The following is a 15,853-nucleotide window of genomic DNA, read 5'->3' on the forward strand; positions in this document are numbered from 1 at the left end:
GGAGTGCCGGTGGCCCGGGGAGTGATCCGGTGAGCGAACGAATTGGACTGGCCGAGGTGTTGGCGGCGGCGGAGGGTGCCGCGCCGGTGCGTTCCGTCGATGTCGTGGCACGCAACCTGCGCGAGCGTTTCGACGCGCGATACGTGTCCTTCCTGTTCGTCGACGTCGTCGGACGACGGCTGCTCCGGGTCAACGAGGCCCCCGATGCCGACCACGAGCACCACACCGAAGAGGTCCCCCTCGCCGGCCGCAGCGTCTACGACGAGGTCCTGCGCGCCCAGAAACCGGTCGTGACGCCCCAGGGCGAGCAGGGGCACCGGATACTCGCCCCCGTCACCAACCGCGGCGACACCATCGGTGTCCTGGAACTCTTCCTCACCCACCTCACCCAGGACGTACCGGCCCAGGTCGAGGAGGCCGCACACGCGCTGGCGTACATCATCGTCACCGACCGCCGCTTCACCGACCTCTACCACTGGGGCAACCGCACCACCACCGTCAGCCTGGCCGCGGAGATCCAACGCCAACTACTGCCCTCCGCCCCCGCCTGCGAGGCCCCCGAGTTCACCCTCGCCGGCGCCCTGGTCCCCGCATCCGACATCGCCGGCGACACCTACGACTACTCCCTCGACCACGACATCCTGCACCTGTCCGTCACCGACGCCATGGGCCACGACGTCGACGCCTCCCTCATGGCCACCCTCCTCGTCAACGCCTCCCGAGGCGCCCGCCGAGCCGGAGCCGACCTCGTCGAGCAGGCCCGCCAAACCCACCAGGCCCTCCTCGACCACGGCCGACAATCCTTCGCCACCGGCCAACTCCTGCGCATCGCCCTCGACGGAAGCAGCGCCCGAATCGTCAACGCCGGCCATCCCCGGCCCCTGCGACTGCGCGACGGAACGGTCGAAACACTGCGCCTGGCAGTGAACCTGCCCTTCGGCGTCGTCGGGCAGGGCGCCTACCGGGTACAGGAACTCGACCTGCGCCCCGGCGACCGCCTACTGCTCCACACCGACGGCATGCAGGAACGCCAAGCGCAGACCGTCGACCTCCCCGGCCTCCTCCGCAAAACCGCCGCCGAACACCCACGCGAAGTCGTCGGCACACTGGTCGCCGCCGTCGCCGACGCCTACGACGGCAGACCACCCAAGGACGATGCCACCGTCCTGTGCCTGGACTGGCACGGCCCCCGACCGGGCCCCGGCCCCCAACCTCAGAACCGGCACCCGGACTCGTCTCGAACCTCCTACAGTCAAAGCTGACCATCGAGGGCGCCGCACAGGCGGTCCGCGCGGCGCCCCGGACAACCCGACCGAACTCCCCCGCGCGAAGCGGCCGCCCGCCACAGGAACGCCGGGTGGGCGATTCGCCGATGTCCGGGCAGGGCCCTGGTCGCGCGACGGGGTCGGTCGGTGTCGGGTGGTCTACGGCAGTCGGGTGCCGATGCGGAGGAGGACGTCGCCCGAGCCGTCGGGGGACGGGTGTGTCGACCAGACCCGTTCGGAGATCGTGGTGCCGCGGGTGGTGGTGTACTCGGCCACCCACAGGGTCGCCCGCTCGTCCGGATCGATCAGCACCTGTGCGGTGGTTCGCGAACCGTCGGCGAACACCAGGTCGCCCGGTACCCTGCCGGCCCGGTGCGGGTCCGTCGACCCGGGAGTGTGCACGCGTACCAGCGCGCCGGGATACAGATGTGAGCCGGCGGCCCGCAGGACCGGCCGCTCCGTCGTCTCGCTCATCCGTGTCGTTCCTTCCCTCGGGTGCCCGCACCGCGCGCCGCGGCAGTCGCGTCCCGGCCGTTGCGTAGTGGACGGACGGGCGGCCCGATGGTTGACGGTGATTCCTCGCCCATCCAATGTCATCCGGTGCGGGAACGCCCCCGGTGGTGCGCACTTCGGGTGGGTGGACCCTTCGCGAGTGGACATCGGGGCTCGGACACCGCGGCGGTCGGGCGCGTGAGCACGGCGCAGTGCCGCTCCGTGGTCGTCGGCGACGACGCCGTGCACGCTCGGCTGCGTCGGGTGCCTTCGCGGCGATCGGCGACTCTCGAAGGAAAGGCCATCGGGAGGCTGCACGCACGATCGCTCGCCCTGCGCCCGGTGCCGGTGTGCGTCAGCTCTCGTAGCGGGCGCTCAAAGTCCGGATCGTCGCGGCGATGCGGTCGCGGAGGGCGGCCGGGGCGAGGACTTCGATGTCCGTGCCCAGTCGCAGGAACTCCCCGTGGGCCTGGTCGATCGACTCGATGGGTACCCGGGTCTGCGTCCATCCGTTGCCCGCGGGTGTCACGCCCAGGTGGCGTGCGCCTCGTGGGGTAAGCCGTACCAGGGCCTGTCCGGTGTGCAGTCGGGTGCGGAAATCGGCCAGGTAACCGCTCCAGTATCCGGCCAGGTCGAACCCGTCGACGATGAACTCATCCTCCAGCGACCGGAGTTCGAGGATCTGGTCGATCCGATACGTGCGGATCCCGGACGGTCCGGCGGCCACCAGGTACCAGCGGCCGGCCTTGAGGACGAGCCCGTACGGCTCCACCCGCCGCTCGATCTCCTCCGGTGCTCGCCAGCGCCGGTAACGCAGTATCACCGCCCGCCGCGCCCACACCGCGGTGGCGACCGCGGCCAGGTGCGGCACCCGGTCGGCGGGGTCGTACCAACCAGGGGCGTCGAGCAGGAAACGTTCCTGGATCCGCTCGGCCTGCTCGCGCAGTTCCGCGGGCAGGGCGGCCCGCAACTTGAGTCGAGCGGTGGCCAGGGCCGCGCCGAGGCCGAGCTCGGCGGCGGCGCCCGGGAGCGCGGCGAGGAACGCGGCCTGTGCCTCCTCCGCCGTCAGCCCGGTGAGCCGGGTTCGGTAGCCGCCGATCAACCGGTAGCCGCCGGCGTGTCCGGCGGCGCCGTACAGCGGGATACCGGCGGCGCCGAGCGCTTCGACGTCCCGGTAGATCGTGCGGACGGAGACCTCCAACTCCTCGGCCAGTTGCCCGGCCGTCATCCGGCCGCGGTTTTGCAGCAGCAGGAGCAGGGTGACCAACCGACTCGCACGCATGCGGCCCAGTATCCACTGACAGCAGATGTCAGGAGAGCGCCTCTAACCTGCGGCGCATGGACGACTTCGACTTCCTGCACGGTTGCTGGGACTTGAGCAACCGCCGCCTGGCCGCACCACTCGACCCGGGCCCCGACACCTGGGAGGAGTTCCCCGGTCATGCCACGGCACGGCCGTTGTTCGGGGGTGCCGGCAACATCGACGAGATCACTTTCCCCACTCTTGGTCGTCAGGGCATGACCCTGCGACTGTTCGACCGCGCGACGGAGCGCTGGTGGATCCACTGGGCCGACAGCCGGACGGGCCGATTGGACCCGCCGGTCATCGGTGGCTTCAACGGCGACCGCGGCGACTTCCACGGCGAGGACGCCCACGACGGCCGCCCGATCCGCGTGCACTTCACCTGGTGGCGCCTCGGCCCGGATACCGCCCGATGGGAGCAGGAGTTCTCTGCCGACAGCGGCCGTACCTGGGAGCTCAACTGGATCATGGAATTCGCCCGCACCGAGGGGACCGGCGCATGAGCATCGTCGAATTTCGGCAGTACACTCTGTGGCCCGGTGCGAGGGAGACGTTGATCGAACTGTTCGAGCGCGAGTTCGTGACCGGGCAGGAGGTGGTCGGGATCACCGTCGGCGGCCGATTCCGAGACCTGGACGACCCGGACCGCTTCGTCTGGATTCGCGCGTTCCCCGACCTGAGCCACCGGCGACGCTCGCTGGAGGCGTTCTACACGGGCCCAGTGTGGCGACGGCACCGCGACGCGGCCAACGCCACCATGATCGACTCCGACGACGTGCTGCTGTTGCGGGGGCCGGGTTACCTGCCGGAACCCGGTACCCACGAGGTGGCCGCGACCGTCTGCCACACCCCCGACGCGGCTGCCTTCGACGCATACGCCGTCCGACACCTCGGCCCCGAGCACGCGTTGCACCGCACCGAGCACGCCGAGAACGACTACCCCGCGCTGCCGGTCCGCGCCGGGGAAGACGTCCGGGTCTGGTTCGGCCCGGCGGCACCCGCACCATGGCCGGCTCGACGTCTGCGGCTGGAACCCGTGACCACCCGGTCTCGAACCCGCACGAGCGGCCGATCCGACGTGTGACTACTACGACACGGTTGGGCGGCCGGTCGAGACCGCTGACATCCGGTCGGCGGCGGCCCGGTTCAGCCCGGTGTACCGGCAGCCTGTCGACCCTGGCTGAGGACGGTGAAAGACCGCCCCAACGTTGGTCGGGGCGGCCTCTTTTCGTACGCGGCACATGCGCCACATGCGCCACATGCGCCGAGAGCGTCGACGTCCTCGACATGCTTCGATGGCGCTTATGCCCTGGTCGGATCGATGCGAGGCGCTGACCTCAGACCTGGTTCTCGGCCTGGAACATCCAACTCATCTTCTCCAGGTCCGCGGCGATCGTGATGAACAGGTCCTGGCTGACCGGGTCCGCCTCCTCGGTGGCCGCGATCCGCTCTCGCATGCGCTCGATCACCGCGCCGTAGACGCCGACAAAGTAACCGACCACGTCGGCGTCCTTGATCCAGCCGGAGTCCGGCTGGGGTACGCCGCTGCCTGCGGTGATGCTCGCGGCCCGGCCGTCGGGGTTGTACCCGATCGCGGAAGCCCGCTCGGCGACGGTGTCCGCGAAGGTGCGTGCCGAAGCGACCACCTCGTCCAACTGGAGATGGATCGAGCGGAAGCGTGGGCCGACCACGTTCCAGTGTGTCTGCTTGGCGACGAGCGAAAGATCCAGCAGGTCGACGAGGGCGCCCTGGAGCGCCTCACCGGTAACCTTGCGCGCATCGTCGGACAGGGGGCTCTTGACGACGACCATGGTGCTACGACTCCTCGGGGTTGGTGTCGGTTCGGTGGGTCGGTGGGTCGGTGGACCCGGTGTACACCGCACCCAATGCCCCGATTCCATCGATAGATACTCCCTGGTGAGAAAAACCACACCTGACGGGGGCTCGCGCATCCGGGCCCCGGCCGTCGCCACGCGCACGGTGCGCCACGCCGTTCCCGGCCGGCCGGCGCGCGGTCGGTGTCGATAACGTGCGCGCGGTACCGAGCGTGGGACCGTCCGCGACAATCCGTTTCGGGGCGAGGCTCGGGCATACCCGAAGGAGCTCAACCGCGCGGGACCGCCTCCGGCGCGTCCCCGATGTGCCACGTCGGCGGCGCGACGGCGCCCATGTGAGCGAGGCGGAGTTCGCGGACGAGCGCCCGCACGGCGGCGGACGCGGCGAGTTCGGGTGTGGTCACGTAGCCCACCGAGCGGGTGGGGCGTCCGGGGCCGAGATCGGTGATCCGCACAGTGGACGGTGCGGCGGCGAGGGAGAGAGCGGGCATGATGGCCATGCCGTGGCCGCCGGCCACCATGGCCAGGACGGCTCCGTCGTCCTCCGCCTCGATCGTGGCCCTGGGGATCCACTCCTGGATCGCCCACCACTCGCGGGTGTATGAGGAACAGTTCTCGGTCCAGTCGACCAGCGGCAGTGAGCGGGGCTCGGGGTGTCCGGCCGGGTGCACCAGCGCGTAGGGCTCCTCCAAAAGCACGCCGGCGACCAGCCCGGGCGGTGTCGGCGTCGCGGTCCCCAGGGTGGCGATACCCACGTCCGCGCGTCCCGCGACCACCTCTCCGGCGGTGCCGGAGCCGACTTCGCGCACGATCCGCACCCGTGGTTCGATGCCGGGCCGGCGGGCTGCGAGGCGTGCCAGTACGGGCGGCAGCAGGTGGAGTGCGGCGCTGCGGAAGGCGGCGATCTGCAGCGGGCCGTCGGCGGCCTCGTCGGTGCCCGTGCCGCGGGCCGCCGCGCGGGCGTCGACGACCAGGACGTCCAGCATCCGCAGTACGCGGCGTGCGTGCGCCGCGGCCGTCGTGCCCGCCGCGGTGGGCCGGGCACCGGTTCGGCCGCGTGCGAACAGGACGGCGCCGACCTTGCGTTCGATGCCGCGCACGGCATGGGAGACGCCCGATTGTGTGGTGCCCAGCGTCGCGGCGGCCGCCGAGAAGCTTCCCGAATCGGCGGCCGCGACCAGGATCCGAAGCTCCTGGGGGGAAAGCTCGGCAGGGTTGGTCATCGGGGCTCCCACCTGCGGGCATGAGGGCTGCTCATGCATACGGATCGGTCATGAGGGCAACCCCCTGCCCCGCCCCGGCATTCCTGCCTACGGTGCGTGTCATGAACGCGCTCCCGCCGAACACCACGACGGTCACCGTCCACCAGATCGCCCGCCCCGACGGCTTCCCCACGGCCGCGCACTTCCGGTTCGTCGAGGCGCCGCCGCCCGAGCCGGCGCGAGGCACGGCGTTGGTGGAGAACCTGTACTGGTCGGTGGACCCGTACCACCGCGAGATGATGGACGCCGAGTTCGCCCTCGACGCTCCGCTGGAGGGCCGTACGCTCGGCCGGGTCGTCGCGTCCCGAGCTCCGGAACTGCCCGAGGGCACCGTGGTCTTCCACCGCCGAGGATGGCGTACACACGCCGTGGTCGCCCCCGAGGAGGCGCACGTACTTCCGGACCTGCCGGGCGTACCCCTGTCGACACACCTGGGCCTGCTCGGCGGTACGGGGCTGACCGCGTATGTGGCCCTCACTCGTATCGCGCCGCTGCGCGGGGGCGAGGACGTGTTCGTCTCGGGCGCGGCGGGCGGCGTCGGTACCGCCGTCGGCCGTTTCGCCCGCCTGCTGGGCGCCGGGCGGCTCGTGGGCAGCACGGGATCGCCGGCCAAGGCGGCGTACCTGACCGAACGAGTGGGCTACGACGAGGTCTTCGACTATCGGGAGGGCCCGGTGGCCGACCTCCTCGCACGGGCCGCCCCGAACGGCGTCGACGTGTTCGTCGACAACGTCGGCGGCGACCATCTCGCGGCAGCGGTCGGTGCGCTGCGGGAACGCGGGCGCATCGTGCGAGTCGGCACGATCAGCCAGTACAACCGGCCGGACACCCCGCCCGTACGTTTCGACCACGCGGACTTCGTGGAGAAGAGCCTGCGCATGGAGGGCTTCCTGGTGCGCGACCACACGCACGTGCGGGACGAGTTGTACACGTTCGCGGCGCCCCTCCTGCGCGACGGGCGCCTGGTGTCGGACGAGACGATCGTCGTGGGCTTCGAACGCATCGTGGAGGCGTTCGTGTCCATGCTGCGCGGCGCCAACATCGGGAAGATGATCGTCGAGGCCGCGACGCGAGCACAGACGAGAACGTGACGCTCACCGGCCCCGACCGGGCGCCGGCGCTGCGGCTGCGTCGTCTCCTCGGCGCCGGGGCCGGAACGCCGGCCGCGGTTGTGCGGCGTCAGGCCAGTGCCAGGCTGATCTGGTCGTTGAAGACCACCCAGTGCTGCCCGCGGTCGGCGGTGTCGCACGGCTTCGTGGAGATGTTCGGGGTCCCCCAGGCGTTGGCGAGGCAGTAGAGGCCCGGTGTGCGCGGAGTGGGGTCGGCAGCGGCGTCGGAGTGGTCGTGGCCGACCAACGACCTCGGTCGAGAGCAAACCGCTATCCGCGGTGATGACCCGGTTGTCGGGGCGACGGAAATCGACGGATGTGACAGGTGAAGCGCCCGCAGAGCCGTTCCCGAACTCGGCTCTTTCCGTTTTCGGACATTCGTGAAGCATCCGATTGGGTTTCGGCCGCCCGGGTAGCGATGGGCACACCGAAGCACCCGGACACGGGCGGCATTGTTTATCTACGAACAAGCCCTTCCGACTCACGGTCCGACACGCATCGCGCCCCGGTCGGGTCACAGTTCCACCGCGTCCGCGTAGACCAGGTCTCCCACCGTCGGCCCGAACTCGTCGACGGCGAAGTCGGAGCGCATCACCGCCATTTCGTTGATCATCAGGCGCAGGGGTTGGTCCGGGCGGGGATCCGGGAGCGGGACTTCGGCGGAGTATGTGGGGAAGAGGCTGGTGTCGTCGTCGGCGAAGAGGTCGGTGACGGTCTCGCCGAGCTCGAACCAACCGAGGACCGGGTCGGGGACGTCGGGGTCGCGCTGCTCGATGGCGGCCGTCACCGAGGGCGGACTGTTGTCGTCGTGGTACGCGGGCCCGGTGAGTCGCACGTTCAGCGAGTCGGTGCCGGACAGGGTGAGCGTGCGTTCGGGCAACAGCCGCAGGGTGTCGGTGAGGACGATCGGGGACAGGTGACAGGTCTCCATCGAGCGCGGTTGCAGGCGGGCGAGCGCGGGCCGCAGGAAGGGGAAGTAGGCGCCGCCGGTATCGACGTCGATGTCGCAGTACCACCGGCCGGACGGTCTGTCGAAGATGGGCTCGAAGCCGGCCGCGGTGACGGTGAATCCGTCGAAGACCTCGGGCAGTGCCAGGTCCAGCGTGATCGTCGCGCCGGGGAAGTTGCTCGCGGACGGGAGGAACACCGGTGCCGCGCTGCGGATCGGATCGCGTCCCATCAGGGTGATGAACGGGTGTGCCTGGGGCGGCTGTTCGTCGCCCTCCACGCCCAACACCACGGCCAACAGCTCACCGTCTCCCGACGAGAACCACGGCCGCGACAGATAGACCCGGAAACCCCCGCCGCGGCGCCGCCTGACCAGTTCGTTCGGCAGGCTTCCGGAGGTCTCGAACCCGAGGGTGAGGAAGCTGCCCGACACCCGCGGAGCCGCCGGTTTGGCGCTGCTGAGCACGGTGTGCTCGACGGGACCGCCGTGCACGCTCAGGAGTTCCCGTTCGGTGTCCTGGGTGAACTCCGGCGGGAAGCAGTCGCCGAACCGGCTGGTCGCCACGGGGGTGAAGGTCACGTCGCGGCGTTTGGTGTCCCCGAACTCGCACTTGGCCGGCACCGGTGTCGCCGGTGGCCGGCCCGGTTCCACCGCGAAGGCGAGTTCCTCGGCCACGACTGTGTTGAACGTCAGGGTGTCACCGTCGAGGGTGCTGGGCGAGGCCTCGCTCGCGACCGGATCCGGCGGGACGGCGGCGGCCAGCGGCAGCCGGAACACCGGAGTGGTGACGTCGAGGACGCTCGGGCCCGGCATGGTGAGGTCGTCCACGTTCTCGCTCCACGACGCGATCATGTCGATGCGTTCGGTGCTCGCCGCGCTCAACTCCAGCGAGCCGACGAGGTGTTCGCCGGTCGCCCCGAGCAGCCGGTCGGTCCCGTCGTCGAGCGTCAACAGCGGTGCGACCAAGGGACGTTGCACGGCATGGACGAGCGTCACGTCGTACCACGGGGTCAGCATCCAGTGCCGGTTGGCCCGGGCGGCGGCCATCACGCTTTCGAACCGGTCGGGTTCGAGCACGTCCCGGCACCACTTGAGCATGCCCATGGTCTTCTCGTTGACCTTGACCCGCGAGCACACCCGCACGGTCGCCACCGTCGCCTTCGGCAGCAGCACGGTCAGCACCCGGGTCGAGGTGTCGAAGACGGGCGGTCCGCTGCCCTCCCGGATGCGCAGGAGGATCGATTTCGGCGCATGCCAGGCCGGCGCGTCCCACGGCAGCGTGAACCCCTGGCCCGCCGGCACGCCCGGGAGTTCGTGGAAGACCACACCCTCGGCGAGCGGGTCGGGCAGATACGGCAGTTCGACCGTCTCGCCTGTGCACAGCACGTAGTGGCCCTGCGCCGTGTCGGGGGTCGCCGACGGATACGTCACGGACGCCGTGCCGGGCAGGGACGCGTCGTCGAGCGACCCGCTCTCCCGCGACGCGATCCTGTACACCCGTTCGCGTGCGTCGGCGTCGCCCGAGCCGATGGCCTCGTCGAGTTTGCCGTGCCGTTCGGCGCATTGCAGCGACGTCTTGGGCGCGACCACGTGCCGCTCGTCGACCTCGTGGTACGGCGCGTGGGTGCCGCCGGAGACCGGCGGCGAGGCGTTGAAGGTCTCGGCGTACTGTGCCGGGGACAGTTCGGCGGTGCTGCGGATGACCAGTCGGTGCGCCGAGGTCCCTTCGGTGAACGCGACGCGCGGCAGCAGCAGCGGCGGGGGGATCGCCTCGAACCTGCGGAAGACCGACCCGCCCGCGGCCGGCAGTACCAGGACGTCCTGGTCGAGGAGTCCGTCGGCCTCCGCCGCCGTCGGCCCGTTGCCCGCGAGGTCCACCGTGCGGACCCGGATCCGGTAGGAGTTTCCGAACCTCAGGCGCGGCAGCGAGCCGGGCCGGGCATGGGTTTCGATCTCCAACGGCATTGTCGTGGCCGCCGTGTTGGGGATGCGCTCGGGGCTGTCCCCCTTCGCCACGGCCATCCCCGGGTGCGGTGCGGACAACGCCCACCCGTCCCAGGTGACCAGGTGTTCGTGCACGTGGACGCGCTGCGCGGCGCCCGGCGCGGTGACCGGGGTGGCCAGGCTGAGCTGGAAGAATCCCTCGTCGGACGCGGTGTCCAGGTGGTCGCCGGGGCTGCCCGCCCGGTCGTAGGCGATCTCACGCTCGTGCAGCGAGAACCACTTCTGCCGGGTCTCGTCGAAGATGTCCAGGCGGTGTCCGCGCACGAGGTCCTCGGCGGTGAGGACCACCGTGGTGTTCTCGTCGGCGAGCGCGTCCTGCCGGTCGGCGGCCCGCTGGAAGTTCTCGTGCAGGTGCCGCGTGCGGTCGCCCAGCACGAGCGAGAGCCCCTTGGTGCGGACCGTCGGCGGCGCGGCCTCGGCATCCCCGTCGGTGGCGGTCGCCACGGCGGCGGTCATCAGTTTGAGTGTGACGCCGTCGATGTCGGCCTGCTCGATGGTGTACTCGTCCTCCGACAGGGCCAGCAGCCCGCGCGCGGGCGGCCCGAACGCGTCGGTGCCGTCCGCGGCGGCGCAGAAGCCCTGGCCCGGAGCGAGGGCGTAGCGCGTCGCGGCGGGGTGGTCGTGCGACGCGTCCCGGCCCAGCAGCGGCTCCCAGGTGGGCACCAGGACGATGGTCCGCTCCCCGCTCGCGCCCGGCAGCTTGTCGACCGGAAGCACGAAGTCCAGCACCAGCCCCAGGCGTCGGAGCAGCTTGGGGTGGTCGCCGAGCGAGGACAACAACTGGTGGAAGTCGACCCGCGGCACCTCCGGTGGCGGTGCGATGTGCGGGCCGCCGTCCGCGACCAGGCCGGCGACCTGCGGTTGCGGTTCGTGGAAGGCGAGGAACGCCTCCTGCGGGCTCAGTTCGGGCCGGACCAGTTCGCCCGGCCGGTCGGCGACGCGTGCGTCGGCGGCGGCGAGTTGCGCGACGATGTTCTCGCGCATGCCCTGCATGGTGCCCTGCATGTCGGTGGCCGCGGCGAACCCGGCGAGGGTGCTCATGGCCTGGCTCGGGGGCATGTTGTCGGGTGACTCGGCCGCGGTGCTCGCGAAGGATTGGCGGGTGGTGTCGGCGAGGTCGCGGGCCGGGTAGCTCACCATGGTGTTCTGCCGGTGGTCGTCGAACTCGAACACCTCCACCGGGGTGCCCTCGGGGAAGAACAGCTGCCACAGCGCGGAATCGCTCGGCTGCCCGGTGCGGGTCAGCGGCACGACCGCGGCTCCGCCGTCGAGGACACCGGACTCGTTCCCGAGGGCGAGTGCGAACGTCGCGCCGGCCACCCGGGCCGGCCAGTCCCGGAAGTCCGGGAACGCCGCGAGGGTGCCGGGGCCGTCGCTCGTCAGTCGAGGTGCCACGAACACGGACAGGCGCGCCTGCGTCCCGTCGGGGGACAGACCGGCCGGCAGGGCGATCCACTGGATGTTCTGTGCGGTCGTCATGGGCGTGCCTTCCAGGCGGGGTCACCCGGGATGGGCCTCGGATCGGGGTGGCCGTGGCGCGGTTCACTCGGCGAAGTCCCGGCAGTATTCGTGCCAGTGCTCGAGTTTCATGGTGTCCGTCAACGACGGGTCGGCTGCCGAGCCGGTGAACCGGCGCTCCAGCGCGAGGGTCACGGATTTGCTGAAGAAGGCGACGCGGACGCTGACGGTGACGCTGCCCTGGCCGATCACCTCGGAGATGCCGTTGTCCTTGTGGTAGGTGAGGGCCAGGTAGAACTCGACGGTGATGCCGACGATGCCCAGCACGGACAGGTAGCCGCCGCAGCGCAGGTATCCGGTCAGCGTGACCGAGTCGCCGGCCATCTGGAACGCGATGCCCGCCATCAGGTGCACGCCGCCGCTGGCCACGCCCAGGTCGAGCGATGCGTTGCCGCCGAACTCCAAGGATCCTTCGATCTGTTCGATGCCGCGGGTGCTCACTTCGAGAGCGAAGAAGCCACCGCCGCCGAACAGCGACACGCTGACGCAGAACGGGTTATGCCGTTCGGAGACGGCGAAACGGAACCGTGCCGGCTTGTCGTCGAAGGGGATGGTCAGGCGCGCGGCCAGGGCGACGTTGCTCAGGTTGAACATGCCCAGGGAGAGCGTCGGCAGGGTCAGCGAGTAGCCGGCGGTGATCCCGGAGGTGTTCACGTCGACGAACGAGCCGGGTCCGAACACGTCCGAGGGCAGTGCCTCGCGGAGCTGGTTGACGAACTCGAGGCTCTCCTCGAAGGTGAGCGCGACACCCGCGGCGCTGACGTCCGGTGCGCTGCCGGGGCGCGCGGTGAACGTCAGGCGTTCGAAGTCGACCCGCACGATGTCCGCGAACACGAATGCGAAGTGCTTGAGTTCGCCGCGCACGCTGGACTTGCTCAGGGCGTCCGGCGAGCGCACGGTGGTCGCTTCGAGGACGAGGGCGGCGCCGTCCAGATCCAGCAGCGGCAGGTCGTTCTTCAGCGCGGGCTTCCACACATACCGCAGTTCGGAGCCGGATCCGTCCAGGAGATCGCCGATCCGCATCAGTGGTACCGGCAGCAGCTCCCGGGAGACACCGTCGAGCCGGCGGCGGATCTCGTCCTCGCCGAGGTCGCGCAACTCCGCGACGGATGTCGCCGGGACGTCCGCGAGCAGGTCGGCCAGATCGATGGGACCCAGCAGTTTCGTACCGCCGAAGATCTGCGCCAGCGACGCGGAGTCGACACCCACCGCGTCGCCCGCCGCGCCGAGGAACTTCGGTGCGAGCAACCCCGCTCGGGTGGTGACGGCCTGGACGGCCATGCTGGGTTTGGCCAGGCCGCCCGCCTTCTCGGCGGACAGGTTCATCGGCAGCGCGTCGACCAGATGCAAGAACGCGCCGGTGGGTTGGCCGTCCAAGCCCTGTTCGAGGTAGGCGTCGTGCAGCCGTACGGCGGTTTCGGTGGCCAGTCCGGTGAGTTGTTCGACCGCGGGCACCCGCGCCACCGCGTCGACCATGGCGGGAAGCACCCCGGCCGGGTTCCCGGAGGCCGGTGCCAGAGTGAAGCGCGCCGAGGTCACCGGCATGCCGGTGCTGCCGTCCCCGCTCGGGTTCTCGGCCAGGGCGACGGTCTGTCCGCCCAGCCCCACGTTCGCGCGGTCGGCGGTGGCGGGGTCGTTGTAGACCGCCGCCATGCGGTCGAGGGCGTCCGAGGAGGCGAACACGAGCGGCAGGTCCAGGCTGACGTGCCGGCCCTCGGCATCGGTCGCGGTGGCGTGGAACCGGTACGGCTCGCCGCCCACCGTCACCCAGAACGCGCCCTCCCCGGGATCGATCACGGGGGTGACCAGGTCGGTGAGCCGCAGCGATCGAAACGGTATCTGCCGTCCCTGATGCCGGTCGTAGCCCGCGTTCGCACCGTAGGCGACCTCGGCCTGGTCCACCACGATGTGCCTTTCCTTGTGCAGGTAGGCGACCGAGGTGAGGTCGCCCGGGTCGTCGTAGGTCCGCCTGGTGATGTCCACGAGGGACGCCCGATGGCCGCTGCTGAGGAAGCCCTGGCGCACGGTGTGCACGAACTCGTCGCGCCCGAGCGACGCGATGTGCTCGTAGCCGGTCAGGCTCAGCCCGAGGAAGTCGGGCGCGGTGGGCCAGGAGCCGCTGATGCGCACTGTCGCGCCCAGGGGCGTGAGCATGAACCGGTCGGCCAGTAGCGGCCGTCGCAGCGAAGTCCCGTCCACGTCGATGAACTGGTCGAGGCTGGTGCGGGCGAGCAGCTCGCCGGGCACGAACCGGTCCAGCGGCATTCCGGTGCGCTCGGGGCCGGCCTTGACGGAGAACACCTTCAGGTGCACGGGCGCGCCGTTCTCGCCCGACAGTTCGGCGTGCCACAGTTCGGCCCGACCGTCGAGCACGACTGGTTCGGCCAGGTGCGCCGACCACTCGAACGCCGAACCGTCGTGGTCGTGGCCCAGCAGCACGCGGGTGGGGAACTCGATGGCGGTGCGCGGGAGTCCGCCGACTACGGTCGGTTCGTCCGGGTCGTCCAGTGGCTGGTTGGCCGGGGCGATCGTGGGAGTCAGTCCGTTCCAGTCCATCAGCGCGTCGACGGTCAGGTCGATGCCGTCCTGCCCGTCCGGGAGCAGGAACACCAGCGTGCTCGACCCCGCCGCGAAGGCGGGTACGGTCTCCGGGAACTGCCCGCCGGGCAGCACGCTTTCGTTCACGTGTTGGGAGGGCAGCTGGAGCAGCACCAGCGCCGGTGCGGCGGGATCCTCCCGAACCAGACGCGCCCCCTCGCGTCGGAGGTTGACCACCTCGACGCGCAGGAAGAGCATGTCCTCGACGCGGAGGATGCTGAACGGGTCGGCAGTCATGGCTGCCCGCCTTCCGATCGACCGGCCGCGGGGCGCACCTCGCCGACCGTCGGGCCACGGCGGGGCACGCGACCTGTCTCCAGCGTGACAAACGCGGCCCCGGCACGCACCTTTTGGCCGGACGGCCGGCGGTGTCCGCCGGGACCGCGGCGGAGGGGCGACGCGCATCGCGCCACCCCTCCGCACGTGCCGATCGCATCCGCACGTGCATCCGCGCGTACGGATCACCCGTACCTCCAAGACGCGTACCGCTCAGAAGACGATCGTCCAACCCTCGCGACGCCCCTGGTCCGCGGTGTACGTGACACCGTGCACCTTGAGCCCGGCCGGGTCGAGCAGGGTGATCGCGCCGCCGCGGTTCCCGAGTTGGAACGAGGGGCTTCCGGGCACCTGCAGGACGGCGCCGGGCGCCAGCGTCGTCGCGGGGAGCAGCAGCGCGGTCTTGTTGCGGTCCACAAGCCGCCAGCCGTCGAGCACGATCGGTGCGGGGGAGGCGTTGAGCAGGGTGACGGTCTCCGCCTCGGGTGCCGGTCCGGGCGGGTTGACCAGCGCCCCGACGATCCGCATTCGCTCCTCGCCGGTGCCCGGCAGGGGCGGCGCGGTGTCGAGGGCGTGACCGGTGGTGTCGTCGGTGTGCCAGGACTGGGACTGGAAGGCCAGGAAGACGGCCACCCAGCGGCCGTCCGGCAGGCGGATGAGCAGGCCGCCGTCCTGCCAGACCCCGTCGTCCCGGCGGAAATCCTCGCTGTTGCCCTGGTTCATGTGCACGTCGTGCACGCCGTTGCCGGGCAGGAAGCCGAACACCTTGTCCGGCTTGTCGGGTTCGGGGCCGAAGCGCTCGCCGAACACGTAGACCGCGGCCGCCGCGTCGCCGATCGCGCGCTGTACGTAGTGGTCGAGCAGATCGGCCAGGTCGTTGTCCTCCCCGGGCAGGTCCGGGGGCAGCGGCCGTACGGTCGTCGGGTCGAACAGGTTGGCACGGATGTAGTCGAGCGCGGCGTGGCCGGGCTGCGACGCGAGCGGCGTCCACCCGCTGCCCGCGGCGGGCAGCGAGTCGGTCAGCGGGTGGCGGAAGTCCTCCACCACCACGAACAGCAGCTCGGACGGCGCTTCCTTGGACAGCACGTTGATCGCCGCACGGTACGCGGTGCCCGCGTCGTCGGCCAGATGGATCTGGTAGTGCGGCGTGCCGGAGGCGCCTTCGCGTACGCGCGCCACCGCCCGCGCGGCCAGAACTCCGTAGCTCCTCAGCGGCATGGCATCCCTTCCCACCGGGCCCGG

Annotated in this window: 12 protein-coding genes; 4 read left to right on the forward strand and 8 right to left on the reverse strand. The window is 70.8% G+C overall.

The window, feature by feature from the left end:
* The first annotated feature begins 29 nt into the window (after positions 1 to 29).
* Complete coding sequence (locus ACH4XV_RS30035) at positions 30 to 1,262, forward strand: PP2C family protein-serine/threonine phosphatase (RefSeq protein WP_395795204.1); 1,233 nt, start codon at positions 30 to 32, stop codon at positions 1,260 to 1,262.
* 162 nt (positions 1,263 to 1,424) lie between these two features.
* Here the strand turns inward: ACH4XV_RS30035 and ACH4XV_RS30040 are convergent, their stop codons facing one another.
* Both ACH4XV_RS30040 and ACH4XV_RS30045 read right to left on the reverse strand, forming a co-directional pair.
* Positions 1,425 to 1,739, reverse strand: coding sequence for a hypothetical protein (locus ACH4XV_RS30040; protein WP_395795206.1), 315 nt, complete (start codon positions 1,737 to 1,739; stop codon positions 1,425 to 1,427).
* Positions 1,740 to 2,112: 373 nt separating this feature from the next.
* A complete protein-coding gene (locus tag ACH4XV_RS30045; RefSeq protein ID WP_395795208.1) occupies positions 2,113 to 3,039 on the reverse strand; it encodes a helix-turn-helix transcriptional regulator in 927 nt (308 codons plus the stop codon).
* A 56-nt stretch (positions 3,040 to 3,095) separates the two neighbouring features.
* Here ACH4XV_RS30045 and ACH4XV_RS30050 point away from each other — a divergent pair, with 56 nt between their 5' ends.
* Positions 3,096 to 3,563: a hypothetical protein gene (locus ACH4XV_RS30050; RefSeq protein ID WP_395795210.1), complete on the forward strand. Its 468-nt coding sequence runs from the start codon at positions 3,096 to 3,098 to the stop codon at positions 3,561 to 3,563.
* Complete coding sequence (locus ACH4XV_RS30055) at positions 3,560 to 4,144, forward strand: NIPSNAP family protein (protein WP_395795212.1); 585 nt, start codon at positions 3,560 to 3,562, stop codon at positions 4,142 to 4,144. The genes ACH4XV_RS30050 and ACH4XV_RS30055 overlap by 4 nt, the downstream gene beginning before the upstream one ends.
* Positions 4,145 to 4,397: 253 nt before the next feature.
* On the opposite strand, the gene ACH4XV_RS30060 is transcribed toward ACH4XV_RS30055, so the two are convergent.
* Positions 4,398 to 4,871 carry a Dps family protein gene (locus ACH4XV_RS30060; RefSeq protein ID WP_395795214.1) on the reverse strand — a complete coding sequence of 158 codons (474 nt, stop codon included), beginning with the start codon at positions 4,869 to 4,871 and terminating at the stop codon, positions 4,398 to 4,400.
* Positions 4,872 to 5,164: 293 nt separating this feature from the next.
* Positions 5,165 to 6,118: a LysR family transcriptional regulator gene (locus ACH4XV_RS30065; protein WP_395795216.1), complete on the reverse strand. Its 954-nt coding sequence runs from the start codon at positions 6,116 to 6,118 to the stop codon at positions 5,165 to 5,167.
* Between the two features lie 101 nt (positions 6,119 to 6,219).
* Between ACH4XV_RS30065 and ACH4XV_RS30070 the strand changes: the two genes are divergently transcribed.
* Positions 6,220 to 7,248, forward strand: coding sequence for a zinc-binding dehydrogenase (locus ACH4XV_RS30070; RefSeq protein ID WP_395795218.1), 1,029 nt, complete (start codon positions 6,220 to 6,222; stop codon positions 7,246 to 7,248).
* Positions 7,249 to 7,336: 88 nt separating this feature from the next.
* On the opposite strand, the gene ACH4XV_RS30075 is transcribed toward ACH4XV_RS30070, so the two are convergent.
* The 4 genes from ACH4XV_RS30075 to ACH4XV_RS30090 all read right to left on the reverse strand — a co-directional run bounded on the left by ACH4XV_RS30075 (position 7,337) and on the right by ACH4XV_RS30090 (position 15,829).
* Positions 7,337 to 7,513, reverse strand: coding sequence for a hypothetical protein (locus tag ACH4XV_RS30075; protein ID WP_395795220.1), 177 nt, complete (start codon positions 7,511 to 7,513; stop codon positions 7,337 to 7,339).
* 267 nt (positions 7,514 to 7,780) lie between these two features.
* The gene (locus ACH4XV_RS30080) at positions 7,781 to 11,698 is read right to left on the reverse strand and encodes a hypothetical protein (RefSeq protein ID WP_395795222.1); all 3,918 of its coding nucleotides are present in this window, start codon (positions 11,696 to 11,698) and stop codon (positions 7,781 to 7,783) included.
* Positions 11,699 to 11,761: 63 nt separating this feature from the next.
* Positions 11,762 to 14,572, reverse strand: a complete 2,811-nt coding sequence (locus ACH4XV_RS30085) for a hypothetical protein (protein WP_395795224.1) — start codon at positions 14,570 to 14,572, stop codon at positions 11,762 to 11,764.
* A gap of 252 nt (positions 14,573 to 14,824) precedes the next feature.
* Entirely contained in the window at positions 14,825 to 15,829 is a 1,005-nt protein-coding gene (locus ACH4XV_RS30090; protein ID WP_395795226.1) for a DUF2278 family protein, read from the reverse strand.
* Positions 15,830 to 15,853 lie beyond the last annotated feature (24 nt).

The organism is Embleya sp. NPDC020630 (assembly GCF_044334985.1).
Taxonomy (GTDB): domain Bacteria; phylum Actinomycetota; class Actinomycetes; order Streptomycetales; family Streptomycetaceae; genus Embleya.